This window comes from Azospirillum tabaci (genome assembly GCF_014596085.1).
In the GTDB taxonomy this organism is placed as follows: Bacteria; Pseudomonadota; Alphaproteobacteria; order Azospirillales; family Azospirillaceae; genus Azospirillum; species Azospirillum tabaci.
Window position 1 is genome coordinate 67,685 of the sequence record NZ_JACCJY010000023.1, and the last position, 14,841, is coordinate 82,525.

Genomic DNA, 14,841 nt, shown 5'->3' on the forward strand with positions numbered 1-14,841 from the left:
TCCCCCATCGTTTCCGGCCCGACTCCCTCCATGCCCCGTCCCGATTCCCTGACCGTCCGCGTGCTGCTGACGGCGCTCGTCGCCTTCGGCCCGCTGTCCACGGACCTCTATCTGCCCTCCCTGCCGACTCTGGTCACCGTGTTCGGCACGGACATCGCCACGGTGCAGCTGACCCTGTCGGTCTTCCTCGCCGGCTTCGCGGTGTCGCAGCTCGTCTACGGGCCGGTGTCCGACCGGTTCGGGCGGCGCCCCGCCCTGCTCGGCGGCATCCTCATCTATCTGGTGGCGAGCGCCGCCTGCGCGCTGACCGACGACATCGAAACCCTGATCGTCGCCCGCTTCTTCCAGGCGCTGGGCGCCTGCTGCGGCCCTGTGGTGGCGCGGGCGGTGGTGCGCGACGTCTTCGGTCGCGACCGCGCGGCCACCGTCCTGGCCTACATGGCGATGGCGATGACGCTGGCCCCGGCCGCCGGCCCCATCCTGGGCGGCGTTCTGACGGAGTGGTTCGGCTGGCGGAGCAACTTCCTGCTGCTGACCGGCTTCGCCGCCCTGATCCTGGCCGCCACCTGGACCCTGATGGGCGAGACCAACGCCAACCGCGACGAGACGGCGCTGCAGCCCGGCCGGCTGATCGCCAACTACGCGCTGCTGCTGCGCGACCGTGGCTTCGTCGGGCAGATGCTGACGGTGGCCTTCGCCTACAGCGGCATCTTCGCCTTCATCTCCGGGTCCAGCTTCGTGCTGATCGGGCGGCTGCACCTGACGCCCGCGCAGTACGGAGCGAGCTTCGGCGCGGTGGTGCTGGGCTACGCCGTCGGCTCCTTTCTCGCCGGGCGGCTGAGCGCGCGGCTGGGCGGGCCGCGGATGATCCGCACCGGCACGGCGGTCTCGCTGGCCGGCGGGCTGCTCGGGGTGGGGCTGGCGCTGGGCGGGGTGCTGCATCTGGCGGCGGTGGTGGCGCCGGTCTTCCTCTTCATGCTGGGCGCCGGGCTGACCCTGCCCAACGCCATGGCCGGGGCGGTCGGCCCCTACCCGATGATGGCCGGGCTGGCCTCCTCCCTGGTCGGCTTCGTGCAGATGACCGTGGCGGCGCTGATCGGCGTGGTGCTCGGCCACACCCATGCCGACAGCCAGCTTCCCATGATGACGGCCATCGGGCTGGTCGCGCTGGGGGGCGCGCTGGCCCATCGTCTTCTGGTCAGTCCTCGGGTTTGACAGATTTGGCGGGCTTGGCGGGCTCCGGAATCCAGCGCAGGGCGTAGGAGAAGACGATGGTGACGCCGAGGCAGAGCGCCAGCGCCATTCCCGCCAGCACGTAGAATCCGGCTCCGCAGGCGATGCCCAGCGCGCCCGCCATCCAGATCAGCGCCGCGGTGGTCGCCCCGCGCACCGTGGTCCCGGCGCGGAACATCACCCCGGCGCTGATGAAGCCGATGGCCTGGGCGATGCCCTGGATGACGCGGGTGGGGTCCATGTCGCCCCCGCCGCTTCCACCGCCGCCCTTCTGCCCGGCCATGCCCCAATAAAGCTCCAGCGCAACCAGGGTCGTCACCGCCGCGCTGATGGCCACCAACGTGTGGGTGCGCAGCCCCGCCGCCTTGCCCCGGATCTCGCGGTCGAGTCCCAGCGCCGCCCCGCAAACCGCCGCCGCGGCCAACCGGGCGGCGATGTCCCAGACCGGAATGGCCGTACTCAAGTCCATGTTATTCCTCCGTATTTTTACCTTTGCGTAACGCTTGCTACTTTTTTGCGCCCGGTCGCATTTTTCACTTTAAAAGGCGGCCCGTTCGATCTATGTAACCGCAACTCGCAAGCGCACGTGCCGCTGGCCCGCCCCTCGTCCTTTTCGAGATGTGGTTATGCAACGACGTAACGCGTGATCCCCGACCGTCCCTTAAGCAAGGCGGCGTCTTGGAGGTTACGATGGTTCATGTTGTTGTGGGTGGGCACCGGCTCACCCGTCTCCGACTCTTTCCGGTTCTGTCCAGTCCGGTCCTTCCCCGCAAGGCAACACGGCAGTCCAGTATGGGCGGCCTGAGCGCCTGACCGTCTTTTCTTTCTGACCGGTCAGCAGCGCGCGGCCGCTCCGCCCCTGCTTTTTCACAATTCGTCCGACACCTTCATCTTGCGTCCGGGAGACTGAGATGACCGATAAGATTGCGCGCTTTTTCGAAGAGCAGCGTCCGCAGACCCCGTGCCTCGTCGTCGATCTGGACGTCGTGGAAGCGAACTATCACGACCTGGAGGAAGCGCTCCCGGACGCCAAGATCTTCTACGCCGTGAAGGCCAATCCGGCGCCGGAGATCCTCGGCCTGCTGACCCGTCTGGGCTCCGCCTTCGACACCGCCAGCGTCCCGGAAATCCAGATGGTCCTGGCCGCCGGCTGCGCGCCGGAGCGCATCTCCTACGGCAACACCATCAAGAAGGAAGCGGACATCCGCCGCGCCTTCGAGCTGGGCGTGCGCCTGTTCGCCTTCGACAGCGAGGCGGAGCTTGAGAAGATCGCCCGCGCCGCCCCCGGCGCCCGCGTCTTCTGCCGCATCCTGACCTCCGGCGAGGGCGCCGAGTGGCCGCTGTCGCGCAAGTTCGGCTGCGACCTCGCCATGGCGCGGGAGCTGCTGCTGAAGGCCAAGGGCATGAACGTCGTTCCCTACGGCGTGTCCTTCCATGTCGGCTCGCAGCAGAAGGACCTGATGCAGTGGGACCACGCCATCTTCCAGGTGGCGCAGCTGTTCCGCGAGCTTGAGGTGCTGGGCGTCGATCTCGGTATGATCAACCTGGGCGGCGGCTTCCCGACCCGCTACCGCACCGACGTGCCGGAGACCACCGCCTACGGCCAGGCCATCTTCGAGTCCCTGCGCACCCACTTCGGCAACCACCTGCCGGAAGCCATCGTGGAGCCGGGCCGCAGCATGGTCGGCAACGCCGGCATCATCGAGAGCGAGGTCGTCCTCGTCTCCCGCAAGTCGGCCAACGACGTGAAGCGCTGGGTCTATCTGGACATCGGCAAGTTCAGCGGTCTCGCCGAGACGATGGACGAGGCGATCCAGTACCCGATCCAGGTGATGGGGGACGACGGAGAGGGCGACACGGAAGCGGTCGTGCTGGCCGGCCCGACCTGCGACAGCGCCGACGTGCTCTACGAGCGCGCCGAGTACAAGCTGCCGATGGACCTGAAGGCCGGCGACCGTGTGCGCATCCACGCCACGGGCGCCTACACGACGACCTACTCGGCGGTCTGCTTCAACGGCTTCGCCCCGCTCCAGCAGATCTGCATCTGATCGAGCGACGGTCCGTTTCAAGAAAAAGCCCCCCGTCCTTCGGGATGGGGGGCTTTTTCTTTTGGTAACTTGCGGGAACGCCAAGACCCGAATGCGAAAAGGGCCGCTCCCTTAGACAGGAGCGGCCCTTTTCCTTGCGGTCTCCCGCAGCCGTGACGGCGGCATCAAGCCTTCCAGAACGGCTTGCTGATCTCGCCTTCGACGTCGATCTGGGAGATGCCGATGTCGTGCAGCATCCGGTCGTCCAGCCGAGCCAGCTCGCGGCGGGTGATGGTGCGCTGCCGCCACAGGGCGAACGTGTCCAGAACGCTGTCCAGCACATACGCCACCGGAGCAGCCCGCAGGGTGCGGCCGACGGGGGCCGAGCGCAGAGCGATTGCCATGGTGGTCATCCTATCTTTGAAGGTCCCGAGGGGGCCTGCCGGAAGTGGCCGCCGCACCCTCGCTTTGTGAGAAAGAATATTGCTCATCCCGCGCAAACCCGCCACCGCCATGTGGGTATGCGAGCCGTGTGCTTTCTCGATAGCTGTCGTAGGAATATCACCGATGCAGAAATAATGGGCCGATGCATAGTTTTTGGGCGTCACAAATTGTGCAGTTCACCAACAAACAGGGTTTGAAACGGGGCGCTGGACAGGCGCCGCGGCGCGGCCTACCTCTGATCCCGACCGTCGTCCGACATCGAGTTCTTCCCATGATCGACACCATCGCCTTCGACGGCGACGACACGCTGTGGCACAACGAGTCCCTGTTCTCGATGACGCAGGACCGCTTCCGCGCGCTGCTCGCCAACCATTTGGCCGATCCCGCGGACATCGACCGGCGGCTGTTGCAGGCCGAGCGCGAGAACCTCCGCGTCTACGGCTACGGCATCAAGGGCTTCGTCCTGTCGATGATCGAGACGGCGGTGGACCTGACCGACGGGCGCATCGGCGGGCGGGACATCCAGAGCCTCGTCGAGTTCGGCAAGGCGATGCTGGAGCACCCGGTCGATCTGCTCGATGGGGTGCAGGAGGTGGTGGAGGGGCTGTCCGGGCGCTACCGGCTGCTGCTCGTCACCAAGGGCGACCTGTTCGACCAGGAAAGCAAGATCGCCCGCTCCGGCCTCGCCGGGAAGTTCGACGCCATCGAGATCGTCAGCGAGAAGGACCCGGCCACCTACCGCCGCCTGCTCGACCGGCACGGAGTGGACCCGGCGCGCTTCGTCATGGTGGGCAATTCCGTGCGGTCGGACATCCTGCCGGTGCTGGCCGTGGGCGGCCACGCCGTGCATGTGCCCTACCACGTCACCTGGGCGCACGAGGTGGCCGAGCCGCCCACCGAGAACTACCGCCGCATCGACAGCCTGCACGGCCTGCCGCCGCTGCTCGCCGCCTGGTGAATGGGAGACGTGTGATGAGCTTCGCCCTGCTGACCGACCCCGCCCGCCCCGCCGCGGAGCCCGAGACCGGAGGGCCGGCCGCCGACCGCGTCCTGTCCGGTGCGCCGGTCTTCACCACCTGGAACGAGTACGAATCGGCAGACGGCAAGCGCTTCGCCGGGGTCTGGCGCTCCACCCCCGGTTCCTGGCGGATCGTCTACGACGAGTGGGAGTATTGCGAGATCCTGGAGGGGACCAGCGCCATCAGCCACGCCGACGGGCGCCGGTGGGTGGTTGGCCCCGGCGACCGCTTCACGCTGGAGCCGGGTTTCGACGGCGTGTGGGAGGTGCTGGAGACCACGACGAAACGCTACGTGGTCATTCTTCCCTAAGGGGCAGTTCATCTGCATTCGGCCATTTTAACCCTCTCCCCTCTGGGGAGAGGGAACATCAAGCGCTTCAGCCGCGCTGCCCGAACAGATGGACAGCGCCGAGGTCGGCGCGGTTCAGCACGACCACCGCTTTGCGTCCGATCTCCACGGCCAGCACGCCCAACGCCAGGATCGACACCACCAGGACGATCCGCGCGATGTCCCTCGCCCAGGCGCGCCGCTTGCGCCGCCGGGCCGCCAAGTGGGTGGCCAGCTTTTGCCGCAACGCGCCGCCGCGCCGCCCATAGCCGCGCGTCCACCCACCCCAGCCCCGCTCCACGGGCGGCGGATCATGGGGCGGATCATTCGGCGCGGGCGTGGCGGGAACGGGCAATCCGGCGCCGCCGACAGGCGGCGAACCGGTGTTGGGCGCGGCGGTCTGGCTGGCGGTCGCGCCGGTCGGGTCGGTCGCGGTCACGGCGGTCATCCTGCGGCGGAGGAACGGTCGATGGGCCGTTATCTACGCCCTTTTCATGAAAGCGCAACACGCCGCGCCCGAACGCTCGAAAAGGCCGTACGGAAAAAAGCGGACCCGCGACGGAATGCCGCGCCCCGCTTCCGCCGCATCAGCGCCGGCCACGGGGATCGCGGCTCAGCCCCTTGGCCTCCAGCTCCGCCAGATACTCCGCCCACAGGCGGTCCTGGTCCTCGCCCAGCTCGTACAGCAGCTTCCAGGAGTAGATGCCGCTGTCGTGCAGGTCGTCGAAGACGATGCGCAGGGCATAGTGGCCGATGGCCTCCAGGCTCATGATGCCGACATGGCGGCGGGCCGAGACGGTCTGCTTCTGGCCGGGACCGTGGCCCTGCACCTCGGCGCTGGGGCTGTGGACGCGCAGGAACTCCGCCGGGTAGGAGAAGGTCCGGCCGTTGTCGAAATCGACCTCCAGCCGCTTCTCCTCCTTCTTCAGCCGGATTTCCACCGGCCAGTGCTTGGTGCCGAAGGCGTCCGACGCGAATTGCTCGTCGGACATCAGGCCGCCCCCGGCTTCCCGTCGAGGCTGCGGGCCTCGTCGATCAGCATGATCGGAATGCCGTCGCGGATCGGATAGGCCAGCCCGGCGCGGTCGCTGATCAGCTCGGCGCGCTCGGCGTCGTAGCGCAACGGCCCCTTGGTCAGCGGGCAGACGAGGATCTCCAGAAGCTTCGGATCGACGCGCGCCTGCGTCTTGCCGTCGGCGGGCGTGTCGTCGTGGGGATGGGCGCTCATGGATCGGGCCTCGCAGTCGGAGAATGCAGTATCGGTTGAAGAACGATGAACCGGTCAGTGACGATCGGTCAGTGACGATCGGTCAGTGACGCAACGCGCCGCCGCCGTCGCCCTCATGGCTGTCGAGAATGGCCATCTCGACCAGGGCGATCAAGAGCTTCGCGCGCTCCGGCAGGTCCGGCGTCTCCAGAAGGGCCTGCTTTTCGCTGGGCGAGAAGGGGCAGATCATGGCCAGAGAGGTGACCAGCCGCTCGTCCGGCGTGCCGTCGATGGCCTTCCAGTCGACCGACAGCCCCTGCATCTTGAAATAGCCCTTCAGTCCGGCCAGCAGACGCGCGCGGTCCAGCCCGCAGCCGTCAGCGCCGCCGCGCTCCAGCGGGTCGATCAGGTCGCCGGAGAAGCGGTCCCAGTCCGCGGCGACGCGGCGGTAGCCGCGCTGTCCGTCCAGCTCCCGCATGATTGCGAAGCGGCTGACCCCGGTCAGAGTGATCAGGTAGCGGCCGTCCTCGGTCTCGGCGAAGCTGGTGATCCGCCCGGCGCAGCCGGTGCCGTAGACCGCCGGCTCGCGCAGGCGGCAGGCCGGGTCGGTCGGCTGGACCATGCCAATCATGCGGTCGCCGGCCAGCGCATCCTCGACCATCGCGAGGTAGCGCGGCTCGAAGATGTTCAGCGGCAGTCGCCCGCGCGGCAGCAGCAGGACCCCCGCAAGCGGGAAAATCGGGAGCTGCCGCGGCAAGCGGTCCAGTGACGGGTCGATGGGGTTCCGGCTCATGCGACGAATATAGAACCCCCGGACACGGCGAACAGAGCGACCGCGAACGAAGCGGCCGCGAACCAAACAGGCTCACGGCGCGGAGTCGCCTCCGCGCCGCAGTCCGCCCGCGATCAGCGGAACAGGATCGAGGACAGGCGGCGACGGCTCTGCACCGTCAGCGGGTCGGTCGGGCCGAAGGCCTCGAAGAACTTGACGAGCTGCTTGCGGGCGGCCTCGTCGTTCCAGCCGCGGTCGCGGCGCACCAGCTCCAGAAGCTCGTCCACCGCCGCCTCGCGCTTGCCGGCGGCGAACAGCGCGAGCGCGAGGTCGAAGCGGGCCTCGTGGTCGTCCTCGTTGCGGGCGACCTTTTCCGTCAGCTCCGGGATCGGGCCGGCGTTGGCGGCCTGCTCGGCGACCTCCAGCGCGCTGCGCACCGCGGCGATCTCCTTGTCCTTGGCGATCTGCTCGGGCACCTTGTCGAGCATCTGCTTGGCACGGGCCAGCTCGTCGTTGACGATCAGGCAGCGGACCAGCCCGGCGTAGGCGGCGGCGTTCAGGTTCTCCGGATCGGCCTGCAGGATCTCGCCATAGATCTCCGACGCGGTCTGGGTGTCGCCGGCCTCCAGCGCCTCCTTGGCCTGGGCCAGCGCCTCCTCCAGGATGTCGCCCTCGCCGCCGCCTGCGGTACCGGCCAGCTTCACCAGCTTCTCCACGAAGGCCTTCACCTGCGACTCCGGCAGGGCGCCCATGAAGCCGTCCACCGGACGTCCCTGGAAGAAGGCGTAGACCGCCGGGATCGACTGCACGCGGAGCTGCGAGGCGATCATCGGGTCCTTGTCGGTGTCGATCTTGACCAGCCGCACCTTGCCCTTCGCGGCCAGCACGGTCTTTTCCAGGATCGGGCCGAGCTGCTTGCACGGGCCGCACCAGGGCGCCCAGAAATCGACGATCACCGGCACGGACTGCGACGCCTCGATGACGTCGGCCATGAAGGCGCGGTCGCTGCTGTCCTTGATCAGGTCACCGGCGGCGGGAGCGGCACCGGCGGCGGCGGGCTTGTTGGCGGGCGGAATGGAGAACATGGCGGTCACGTATCCCTTTGCGATCTCGCGTGATAGATGAGCGCACGGGGCGCGTTAAGCAAGCGTCGGCTGAGAGTCCGGCGGCTCCTCCCCGAAGGGCACGATCAGCGGTTCATGCCCGCCGGCCCGGAGGAAGCGCAGCAGGTCCGCGGCGGCGATGGCCGTGGTGCGGTCGTTCAGCAGCGGATGGTAGTTCAGCGGGTCGTGGGCCAGCATCTGCTCCTGCAGCACCACCCTCACCCGCCGCTCGCGGTCGTTGACCAGCGCGAAGGGCGTGACCGAGCCGGGCCGCACACCGAGATGCCGCCACAGCCGGTCGGCGGAGGCGAAGGACAGCCGCGCCGACCCGATCACCTTGTCGAAGCGGTTCAACTCCACCCGCGCGTCCTCCAGCGCGACGACCAGCCAGTGCTGCTCCTTCTTGTCCTTCAGGAACAGGTTCTTGCAATGGCCGCCGGGCAGCGCGCCGCGCAGCGCCTTGCTCTCCTCCACCGTGTGCAGCGGCGGGTGGCTGTGGGTCACGGTGCGGATGCCGAGCGTCGCGAGATGCTCCAGGAGCTGCTCCGGGCTCGTCGGCAGCGGCTCCTCGTCCCTGCCCTCGGGGGTGTCGCGGGTGTCCATGGAGCCATCTTTAGCGGTGCCGGGAAAATTCGTCCGGGAAAATCTGTCCAGGCGCCCGAGAAAAGTGAAACATGACGCTTGCATTGCGCCGATCCATGAGTATAGTCCGCCGCACGCCGCCGGACGGCACCGAACAAGGGTCCGAACGGCAGCGAAACGGAGCGCGGGCGTAGCTCAGGGGTAGAGCACAACCTTGCCAAGGTTGGGGTCGAGGGTTCGAATCCCTTCGCCCGCTCCATTCTCCCGACGGAGGCGGTGGTCCTTCGGAGGGAAACAGGACGGTTGATGGAAAGGCTGGACCTTCGGGTGCCGGCCTTTTTCGTTTTTCCCTCCCGGCCGCACCCTTTCCCCGCGCGTTGCGATTCCGCAACCGACGCCCTCGCTTCCGAAGCCGAGTCTGCGCCGCGGCACTCCGCCGGACGCAACCGGTGCCTTGGCCCCCGACGTTCCCGACCCCGAACCAGCGCAGCCATACAGGGCGGGCAACGCCAAATTCCGCAACCAAAAGGCGACAATCCTCGCAAACCGCATGCCTTTGTAGGTCATTCCCCGCGCACATACCCCATATGACTGCGTGAACAAATTTACTTCTTGGCAACCTACTTGCGTATGACCGTCCGAAAGACTAAGCTTCAAATGCGAAACAAATAGAACTTCTATCCGATTAGGGTTGTATGCACCATGGATGGCCTGGTGGCGTCGGACGGGCTGAGCCCGTGATTTTCCCGGATAGGACGCTCCTGCCCGGCCGGCGTCCGCCGCTCCGGCAACACCGGCCCTCCCCCGCCTGATCGTCATCGGCTCCGTTGTCGTCGCGCTGCGACCGGCGGTGCCGCTGGTCGCGCTTCCAAGCCCCGCTTCGTACAGCCCCGACGGCAATCCGCCCAGACGACAAGAGGTCCTCCCCATGGCTATGCAACGCTACATCGTGAATTTTCCGCGCCTGTCCCGGGACATGCTGGACATTTGGAAGACGGTCCCCAGCAGCATCGCGTCCGACGTGCAGAACCGCTGCCAGAGCATGGACGCCCGGATCAAGCCCTGCGCCCCCGGCATGCGCATCTGCGGGCAGGCCCGCACCGCCGTGTCGATGCCGGGCGACAACAGCATGCTGCTGACCGCCTGCAGCCTGGCCGAGCCGGGCGAGGTGGTGGTGGTCGCCGGCGCCGGCCTGGAGGAGGTGGCGCTGGCCGGCGAATGGGTGGTCCGCGGCTGCAAGTCGCGCGGCCTGGGCGGGCTGGTGATCGACGGCTCCGTCCGCGACCTTCAGGAAATCCGGACCATCGGCTTCCCGGTCTTCGCCAAGGGCTCGGTCCCGCGCGGCCCGCACAAGGCCTTCGGCGGCAAGATGGACGTCCCGGCCGGCGTCGGCGGCATGGTGGTCAATCCGGGCGACCTCATCATCGGCGACGACGATGGCGTGACCGTGGTGCCGCTGGCCGTGATGGACGAGGTGCTGCGGCGCTGCCTGGAACTGATGGCCAAGGAGAAGATTTGGTCGCAGCAGCTCGACGCCGGCAAGTCGCTGATGGAGGTGCTGGGCGTGCCGGAACCGGAGATCGTCGAGACGCCCACCCTGCGCTGACCCCCGGTATCCGCCGGATCGGCCGACGATCCAGGCCGGCCGGCGGACCGCGCCCCCCTTCGAGCCGCCCCAAGACCGGTTTCCGCCGCCATGACGCTCATCTTTCAAATCGTGCTGCCGATGTTCGTCCTGGTCGCGCTCGGCTTCTACGCCGGGAAATCGGGCAACTTCAGCAACACGGCGGCTCAGGGCCTGTCGCGCTTTCTCGGCATCTACGCCCTGCCCGCGCTGCTGTTCGCGGCGATGGCCAAGGCGAAGATCCCCGATCCCATCGAATGGGGCTTCGTGGCGTCCTTCTTCGTCGCGGCCTTCATCATCTTCGCGCTGGGTGCGGCCTGGATGCTGTCGATCCGGAGGCGGGACGAGGCGGCGATCGGCGGCTTCGCCCCCTCCTTCTCCTCCATCGGCCTGCTCGGCGCGCCGATCCTGATGGACGCCTACGGATCGTCGGTGGCCATCCCGGTGATGCTGCTGATCCTGTTCCAGTCGCCGCTTCTCTTCACCACGGCGACGATGATCGCCGAGGCGCAGCGGACGGCGGGCGGACGGCCGGTCGCCGCCGCGGTCAACGCCGTCAAGGCGACCCTGCTCAGCCCGATGATCCTGTCGATCGTCGTCGGCATGGGCTTCAACCTGAGCGGCGTCCATGTGCCGGACGCGGTCATGAAGGCTGCGGACTACGCCGCGGCCACCGTCCTGCCCTGCGCCTGCTTCACGCTGGGCACCTCGCTGTCCTTCGGGAAGCTGTCGGGCAAGTTCGGCCAAGCGCTGGTCCTGGCGGTGATGAAGACGGTCCTGCACCCGGTGCTGACCTGGGTCCTGGCGGTGGAGGTGTTCCATCTCCCGCCGGACTGGCTGGCCCCCGCCGTGACCGCGGCAGCGCTGCCCATCGGCGTCAACGTCTACGCCTTCGCCGAGCGCTACCAGACGGGGCGGGAGCTGGTGTCCATGTCGCTGCTGCTGTCCACCCTGATGTCCCCGATCTCGATTTCCGTCGCCTTCATGGTGGCGATGGGCTGACGCGGTCATTTCGCCGCAGGCGCCTTTCACTATGCGTCCATTTGACGCTCATCACGCAGACCTGATCGCGCGGAACTCCAAGGAACCACACCAGATAGAAAGCATTCGTCGAAAATCGCCCTTATTTCCGGATATCAGATCCGGTCAGCACGATTGATACACGAATAGAGACCCTGTATCTTCCACTCCGAAGCGTCAAAGCCGCTTCCATCGGGTCGATTTGACAGCGTTGGGTCTATGAATCGCTCCTTTTCGCGAGAAACGCGACCGAACTCCGCCGCTGTGCCGGCAACGGGATCGGCCATCCACGAAAACAGACATACCGAAGTATGCATCCACTCGACCGAAGGTCTGGATGGCACTTCGTGTCGTCTCTGACCCCATATTTCAACACTGTCAAAATCAATGGCCATCGATCTTTACGAGAATTTCAGAAAAGGAGGCCCAGCCTGTGTCCGCATCGGGACGGGCGGGATCTCCCGGGACCCCACCGCGTCCGCGGCCAAGGGGGGTCTTCCGCAATAACGCAGGAAAGAAGGGCATCCAGATGATCATTCGCAGCAAGTTCCTGGCGCTGGCGACCGGGACCCTGGCGCTGGCCATGTCGACGACCGCTCTGTCGACGGCCCAGGCCGCCTACCCCGAGAAGCCGATCACCGTGGTCGTCGCCTACGACGCCGGCGGATCGACCGACGTGACCGCGCGCCTGCTGGCTCCCTTCATCGAGAAGCACCTGGGCGGCACCCGGATCGAAGTGGTGAACAAGCCGGGCGCCGGCGGCGAGATCGGCTTCGCGGCCATCGCCGACGCCGCGCCGGACGGCTACTCCATCGGCTTCTGCAACACGCCCAACATGGTGTCGATCCCGATCGAGCGTCAGGCCCGCTTCTCGGCGGACCGGCTGGACGCGCTGGTCAACGTCGTCGACGATCCCGGCGTGTGGAGCGTTCCCGGCGACAGCACCTTCAAGACGCTGAAGGACGTCGTGGAGCACGCCAAGGCCAACCCGAACACCGTCACCGTCGGCACCACCGGCGTGGGCTCGGACGACCAGCTCGCCATGCTGCTGGTGCAGCGCCAGGCGGGCGTGCAGTTCACCCACGTCCCCTTCTCCGGCTCCGCGGCCAACTACAAGGCGATGCTCGCCAAGAAGATCCAGATCAGCGGCCAGAACCTCGGCGAGGGGCTGCGCGGTCAGGCCTCCGACCAGATCCGCGTGCTGGGTGTGATGAGCAAGGACCGCTGGAAGGCCGCCCCGGACATCCCGACCTTCGCGGAGCAGGGCTACCCGGTGCTGATGGCCTCGCTGCGCGGCGTCTGCGCGCCGAAGGGCCTGCCCGCCGACGTCCGCGCCAAGCTGGTGGACGCCGTCACCAAGGCCGCCACGGATCCGGAGTTCGTGGCGAAGGCCGAGGCCAAGGAGACCTTCCAGCCGCTGCGCGTCCTCGGCCCCGACGCCTTCGCGGCGGAGCTGAAGCAGCTCGACACCGAGCTGAAGTCGCTGTGGCAGTCGTCGCCCTGGCTGAAGTGATCCGGGGCTGACGCGACCCGGGCGGGCTGGTCCGTCCGGGTCCGGCCCATCCGCGAAACCACCCGACGCCGGCCGACCGGCCTGCGTCGGGTGCGGTTCAAGCCCCCCTGACCATCCGGCGCCAACGGTCCGGCCAATGGTTGAAGCAGGTGCTCCATGACTTTCCTCAATCACCTCCACATTCCCACCAAAATGGGAATCCCGGCGGCGACAGCGATTCTGGGCATGCTTGCCATCGCGTTGCTCGGCGGCTCCGCCATCACGGAACAGTCACGCCTGCTGGACACGCTGTTCAACCGCTCCTTCACGCGGGAAGCGGACGTCCAGGCGTTGACCGACACGCTGACCGTCGCCCACGCCGGCCTCTACCGGACGGTGATCCTCAGCACCGCCAACGCCTCCCCCAAGGCGGTCGAGGACGAGGCGAAGGCGCTGACCGAACAGCTCTCCAGGCTGAAGGGCCAGGCGGACAAGATGAAGGGCCAGTCGGCCGCGACCGAGGAGGAGGGGCAGATCCTCCAGCGCTTCGGCTCCGACACCGCCGCCTACCAGGCGAAGGTGACCAGCTTCCTCGACCTGCTGAAGATGGGCGTCGATCCGCTCGACTTCCTGCAGGAGGTCCAGGCGGCCTACGGGCGCCTGAACGGCACCTCCCGCGATTACCTGACCTACCAGCGCCAGCAGTCGGCCGACGCCTACGCCAACGTGAACGCGTCGGTCGACGCGACCACCCAGGCCTTCATCGCCTCGGCGATCGTCGCCTTGCTCATCACCGTGGGCGTGGCGCTGTTCATCGGCTTCAACATCGCCCGTCCGGTGGTTCGCCTGACCATGGTCATGGAACGGTTGGCCCAGGGCCGGCTGGAGGACGAGGTCCCCGCCGCCGAGCGCGGCGACGAGATCGGCCAGATGGCCCGCACCGTCCGCGTCTTCAAGGAGAACGCGCTGCGCGTCCAGGAGATGGCGCGCGAGCAGGAGGCCATGCGCACCCGCGCCACGGAGGAGCAGCGCCGGGCCATGAACAGCCTCGCCGCCGACCTGGAGGCGTCGGTCAAGGCGATGATGGGGGAGGTGGTGCGCTCCGCCGACTCCATGCGCGGCGAAGCCAACGTCATGCTGGAGAACGCCCGCCAGACCAGCCACCACAGCGATTCGGTCGCCCACGCGGTGCAGGAGGCGACGAGCGAGGTGGAGAGCGTGGCCGCCGGCGCCGAGCAGCTCCGCGCCTCCATCGACGAGATCACCCGGTCCATCACCCAGTCGACCCAGCTCGCCCGCGGCGCGGTGGACGAGGCCGGGCGGACCGACTCGATCGTCCAGGGCCTCAGCGAGGCCAGCCGGAAGATCGAGGAGGTGGTCGGCCTCATCAACAACATCGCCGGCCAGACCAACCTGCTGGCGCTGAACGCCACCATCGAGGCGGCCCGCGCGGGCGAGGCCGGCAAGGGCTTCGCCGTGGTGGCGCAGGAGGTCAAGAGCCTCGCCAACCAGACCGCCAAGGCCACAGACGAGATCGGCGCGGAAATCGCGGCGGTTCAGGCGGCGACGACCGCGGCGGTCAACGCCATCCGCGCCATCGTCAACACCATCCGGCAGGTGGACGAATCGCTCAGCACCGTCGCCGCGGCGGTGGAGGAGCAGGACGCCGCCACCCGCGACATCAGCGAACGCTCCCAGCGCGCCGCCACCGACACGGTGGCCGTGCTCCAGGAGATGCGGCTGGTGCAGCAGGCGGCGGAGACCACCGGCCATTCCGCTGGCGCCGTCCAGACCACGACCGAGGAGCTGTCGCGCAGCTTCAACCGGCTGGACAACGAGATCGAAGCCTTCATCACCCGCATCACCGCGGCCTGACCTGGCCCGATGCGGGGGGGAGGACGCCATGGCGTCCTCCGGCAGCGCCCATGAAAAAGACCCCTTTTCCACGTGGAAAAGGGGTCTTTCCTATGCGGCCTGTCCCGTCCGCCTC

16 protein-coding genes and 1 tRNA gene are annotated in these 14,841 nt (G+C 67.7%); 9 read left to right on the top strand and 8 right to left on the bottom strand.

Translation table 11 applies throughout. The annotated features are described in order from the left end of the window. Positions 1 to 30 precede the first annotated feature (30 nt). Positions 31 to 1,215 carry a multidrug effflux MFS transporter gene (locus H0B54_RS20065; protein WP_094305184.1) on the top strand — a complete coding sequence of 395 codons (1,185 nt, stop codon included), beginning with the start codon at positions 31 to 33 and terminating at the stop codon, positions 1,213 to 1,215. Here H0B54_RS20065 and H0B54_RS20070 read toward each other — a convergent pair. Continuing rightward, on the bottom strand, positions 1,199 to 1,702 hold the full coding sequence (locus H0B54_RS20070; protein ID WP_188261797.1) for an MgtC/SapB family protein: 504 nt from the start codon (positions 1,700 to 1,702) through the stop codon (positions 1,199 to 1,201). The genes H0B54_RS20065 and H0B54_RS20070 overlap by 17 nt on opposite strands. Before the next feature lie 442 nt (positions 1,703 to 2,144). Here H0B54_RS20070 and H0B54_RS20075 point away from each other — a divergent pair, with 442 nt between their 5' ends. Beyond that, positions 2,145 to 3,281, top strand: a complete 1,137-nt coding sequence (locus H0B54_RS20075) for a type III PLP-dependent enzyme (RefSeq protein ID WP_188261798.1) — start codon at positions 2,145 to 2,147, stop codon at positions 3,279 to 3,281. Between the two features lie 164 nt (positions 3,282 to 3,445). On the opposite strand, the gene H0B54_RS20080 is transcribed toward H0B54_RS20075, so the two are convergent. Beyond that, positions 3,446 to 3,664 (bottom strand): DUF1127 domain-containing protein, encoded by a 219-nt coding sequence (locus H0B54_RS20080; RefSeq protein WP_188261799.1) that lies wholly within the window; start codon positions 3,662 to 3,664, stop codon positions 3,446 to 3,448. A 311-nt stretch (positions 3,665 to 3,975) separates the two neighbouring features. Between H0B54_RS20080 and H0B54_RS20085 the strand changes: the two genes are divergently transcribed. Together H0B54_RS20085 and H0B54_RS20090 are read left to right on the top strand one after the other, a co-directional pair. Further along, a complete protein-coding gene (locus tag H0B54_RS20085) occupies positions 3,976 to 4,662 on the top strand; it encodes an HAD family hydrolase (protein ID WP_094305187.1) in 687 nt (228 codons plus the stop codon). Positions 4,663 to 4,676: 14 nt separating this feature from the next. Beyond that, complete coding sequence (locus H0B54_RS20090) at positions 4,677 to 5,033, top strand: cupin domain-containing protein (RefSeq protein WP_188261800.1); 357 nt, start codon at positions 4,677 to 4,679, stop codon at positions 5,031 to 5,033. A 67-nt stretch (positions 5,034 to 5,100) separates the two neighbouring features. On the opposite strand, the gene H0B54_RS20095 is transcribed toward H0B54_RS20090, so the two are convergent. From H0B54_RS20095 to H0B54_RS20120, 6 genes are all read right to left on the bottom strand, one after another. Beyond that, complete coding sequence (locus H0B54_RS20095) at positions 5,101 to 5,490, bottom strand: hypothetical protein (protein ID WP_188261801.1); 390 nt, start codon at positions 5,488 to 5,490, stop codon at positions 5,101 to 5,103. 148 nt (positions 5,491 to 5,638) lie between these two features. Continuing rightward, a complete protein-coding gene (locus H0B54_RS20100) occupies positions 5,639 to 6,043 on the bottom strand; it encodes a gamma-butyrobetaine hydroxylase family protein (RefSeq protein WP_094305190.1) in 405 nt (134 codons plus the stop codon). Then, positions 6,043 to 6,279 carry a Trm112 family protein gene (locus H0B54_RS20105; protein ID WP_014238566.1) on the bottom strand — a complete coding sequence of 79 codons (237 nt, stop codon included), beginning with the start codon at positions 6,277 to 6,279 and terminating at the stop codon, positions 6,043 to 6,045. Before H0B54_RS20105 ends, H0B54_RS20100 begins: the two co-directional genes overlap by 1 nt. 82 nt (positions 6,280 to 6,361) lie before the next feature. Continuing rightward, positions 6,362 to 7,051: an LON peptidase substrate-binding domain-containing protein gene (locus tag H0B54_RS20110; RefSeq protein WP_188261802.1), complete on the bottom strand. Its 690-nt coding sequence runs from the start codon at positions 7,049 to 7,051 to the stop codon at positions 6,362 to 6,364. Positions 7,052 to 7,164: 113 nt separating this feature from the next. Beyond that, positions 7,165 to 8,115, bottom strand: coding sequence for a thioredoxin family protein (locus H0B54_RS20115; RefSeq protein ID WP_188261803.1), 951 nt, complete (start codon positions 8,113 to 8,115; stop codon positions 7,165 to 7,167). A gap of 54 nt (positions 8,116 to 8,169) precedes the next feature. Beyond that, positions 8,170 to 8,736 (bottom strand): prolyl-tRNA synthetase associated domain-containing protein, encoded by a 567-nt coding sequence (locus tag H0B54_RS20120; RefSeq protein WP_188261804.1) that lies wholly within the window; start codon positions 8,734 to 8,736, stop codon positions 8,170 to 8,172. Positions 8,737 to 8,899: 163 nt separating this feature from the next. Between H0B54_RS20120 and H0B54_RS20125 the strand changes: the two genes are divergently transcribed. The 5 genes from H0B54_RS20125 to H0B54_RS20145 all read left to right on the top strand — a co-directional run bounded on the left by H0B54_RS20125 (position 8,900) and on the right by H0B54_RS20145 (position 14,726). After that, positions 8,900 to 8,974, top strand: a tRNA-Gly gene (locus H0B54_RS20125). 669 nt (positions 8,975 to 9,643) lie between these two features. Further along, positions 9,644 to 10,321, top strand: coding sequence for an RraA family protein (locus H0B54_RS20130; RefSeq protein ID WP_188261805.1), 678 nt, complete (start codon positions 9,644 to 9,646; stop codon positions 10,319 to 10,321). A gap of 90 nt (positions 10,322 to 10,411) precedes the next feature. After that, positions 10,412 to 11,341 (top strand): AEC family transporter, encoded by a 930-nt coding sequence (locus H0B54_RS20135; protein WP_103040413.1) that lies wholly within the window; start codon positions 10,412 to 10,414, stop codon positions 11,339 to 11,341. Positions 11,342 to 11,888: 547 nt separating this feature from the next. After that, a complete protein-coding gene (locus tag H0B54_RS20140) occupies positions 11,889 to 12,872 on the top strand; it encodes a Bug family tripartite tricarboxylate transporter substrate binding protein (protein ID WP_094305196.1) in 984 nt (327 codons plus the stop codon). A gap of 225 nt (positions 12,873 to 13,097) precedes the next feature. Continuing rightward, on the top strand, positions 13,098 to 14,726 hold the full coding sequence (locus tag H0B54_RS20145; RefSeq protein WP_246472639.1) for a methyl-accepting chemotaxis protein: 1,629 nt from the start codon (positions 13,098 to 13,100) through the stop codon (positions 14,724 to 14,726). Positions 14,727 to 14,841: the final 115 nt, after the last annotated feature.

Excerpts from the sequence above, each read along its gene's own strand:
- H0B54_RS20100 (WP_094305190.1), bottom strand. The coding sequence starts at position 6,043 with ATGTCCGACGAGCAATTCGCGTCGGACGCCTTCGGCACCAAGCACTGG.
- H0B54_RS20070 (WP_188261797.1), bottom strand. The coding sequence starts at position 1,702 with ATGGACTTGAGTACGGCCATTCCGGTCTGGGACATCGCCGCCCGGTTG.
- H0B54_RS20080 (WP_188261799.1), bottom strand. The coding sequence starts at position 3,664 with ATGGCAATCGCTCTGCGCTCGGCCCCCGTCGGCCGCACCCTGCGGGCT.
- H0B54_RS20110 (WP_188261802.1), bottom strand. The coding sequence starts at position 7,051 with ATGAGCCGGAACCCCATCGACCCGTCACTGGACCGCTTGCCGCGGCAG.
- H0B54_RS20105 (WP_014238566.1), bottom strand. The coding sequence starts at position 6,279 with ATGAGCGCCCATCCCCACGACGACACGCCCGCCGACGGCAAGACGCAG.
- H0B54_RS20075 (WP_188261798.1), top strand. The coding sequence starts at position 2,145 with ATGACCGATAAGATTGCGCGCTTTTTCGAAGAGCAGCGTCCGCAGACC.
- H0B54_RS20120 (WP_188261804.1), bottom strand. The coding sequence starts at position 8,736 with ATGGACACCCGCGACACCCCCGAGGGCAGGGACGAGGAGCCGCTGCCG.
- H0B54_RS20145 (WP_246472639.1), top strand. The coding sequence starts at position 13,098 with ATGCTTGCCATCGCGTTGCTCGGCGGCTCCGCCATCACGGAACAGTCA.
- H0B54_RS20130 (WP_188261805.1), top strand. The coding sequence starts at position 9,644 with ATGGCTATGCAACGCTACATCGTGAATTTTCCGCGCCTGTCCCGGGAC.
- H0B54_RS20135 (WP_103040413.1), top strand. The coding sequence starts at position 10,412 with ATGACGCTCATCTTTCAAATCGTGCTGCCGATGTTCGTCCTGGTCGCG.
- H0B54_RS20115 (WP_188261803.1), bottom strand. The coding sequence starts at position 8,115 with ATGTTCTCCATTCCGCCCGCCAACAAGCCCGCCGCCGCCGGTGCCGCT.
- H0B54_RS20090 (WP_188261800.1), top strand. The coding sequence starts at position 4,677 with ATGAGCTTCGCCCTGCTGACCGACCCCGCCCGCCCCGCCGCGGAGCCC.
- H0B54_RS20085 (WP_094305187.1), top strand. The coding sequence starts at position 3,976 with ATGATCGACACCATCGCCTTCGACGGCGACGACACGCTGTGGCACAAC.
- H0B54_RS20140 (WP_094305196.1), top strand. The coding sequence starts at position 11,889 with ATGATCATTCGCAGCAAGTTCCTGGCGCTGGCGACCGGGACCCTGGCG.
- H0B54_RS20065 (WP_094305184.1), top strand. The coding sequence starts at position 31 with ATGCCCCGTCCCGATTCCCTGACCGTCCGCGTGCTGCTGACGGCGCTC.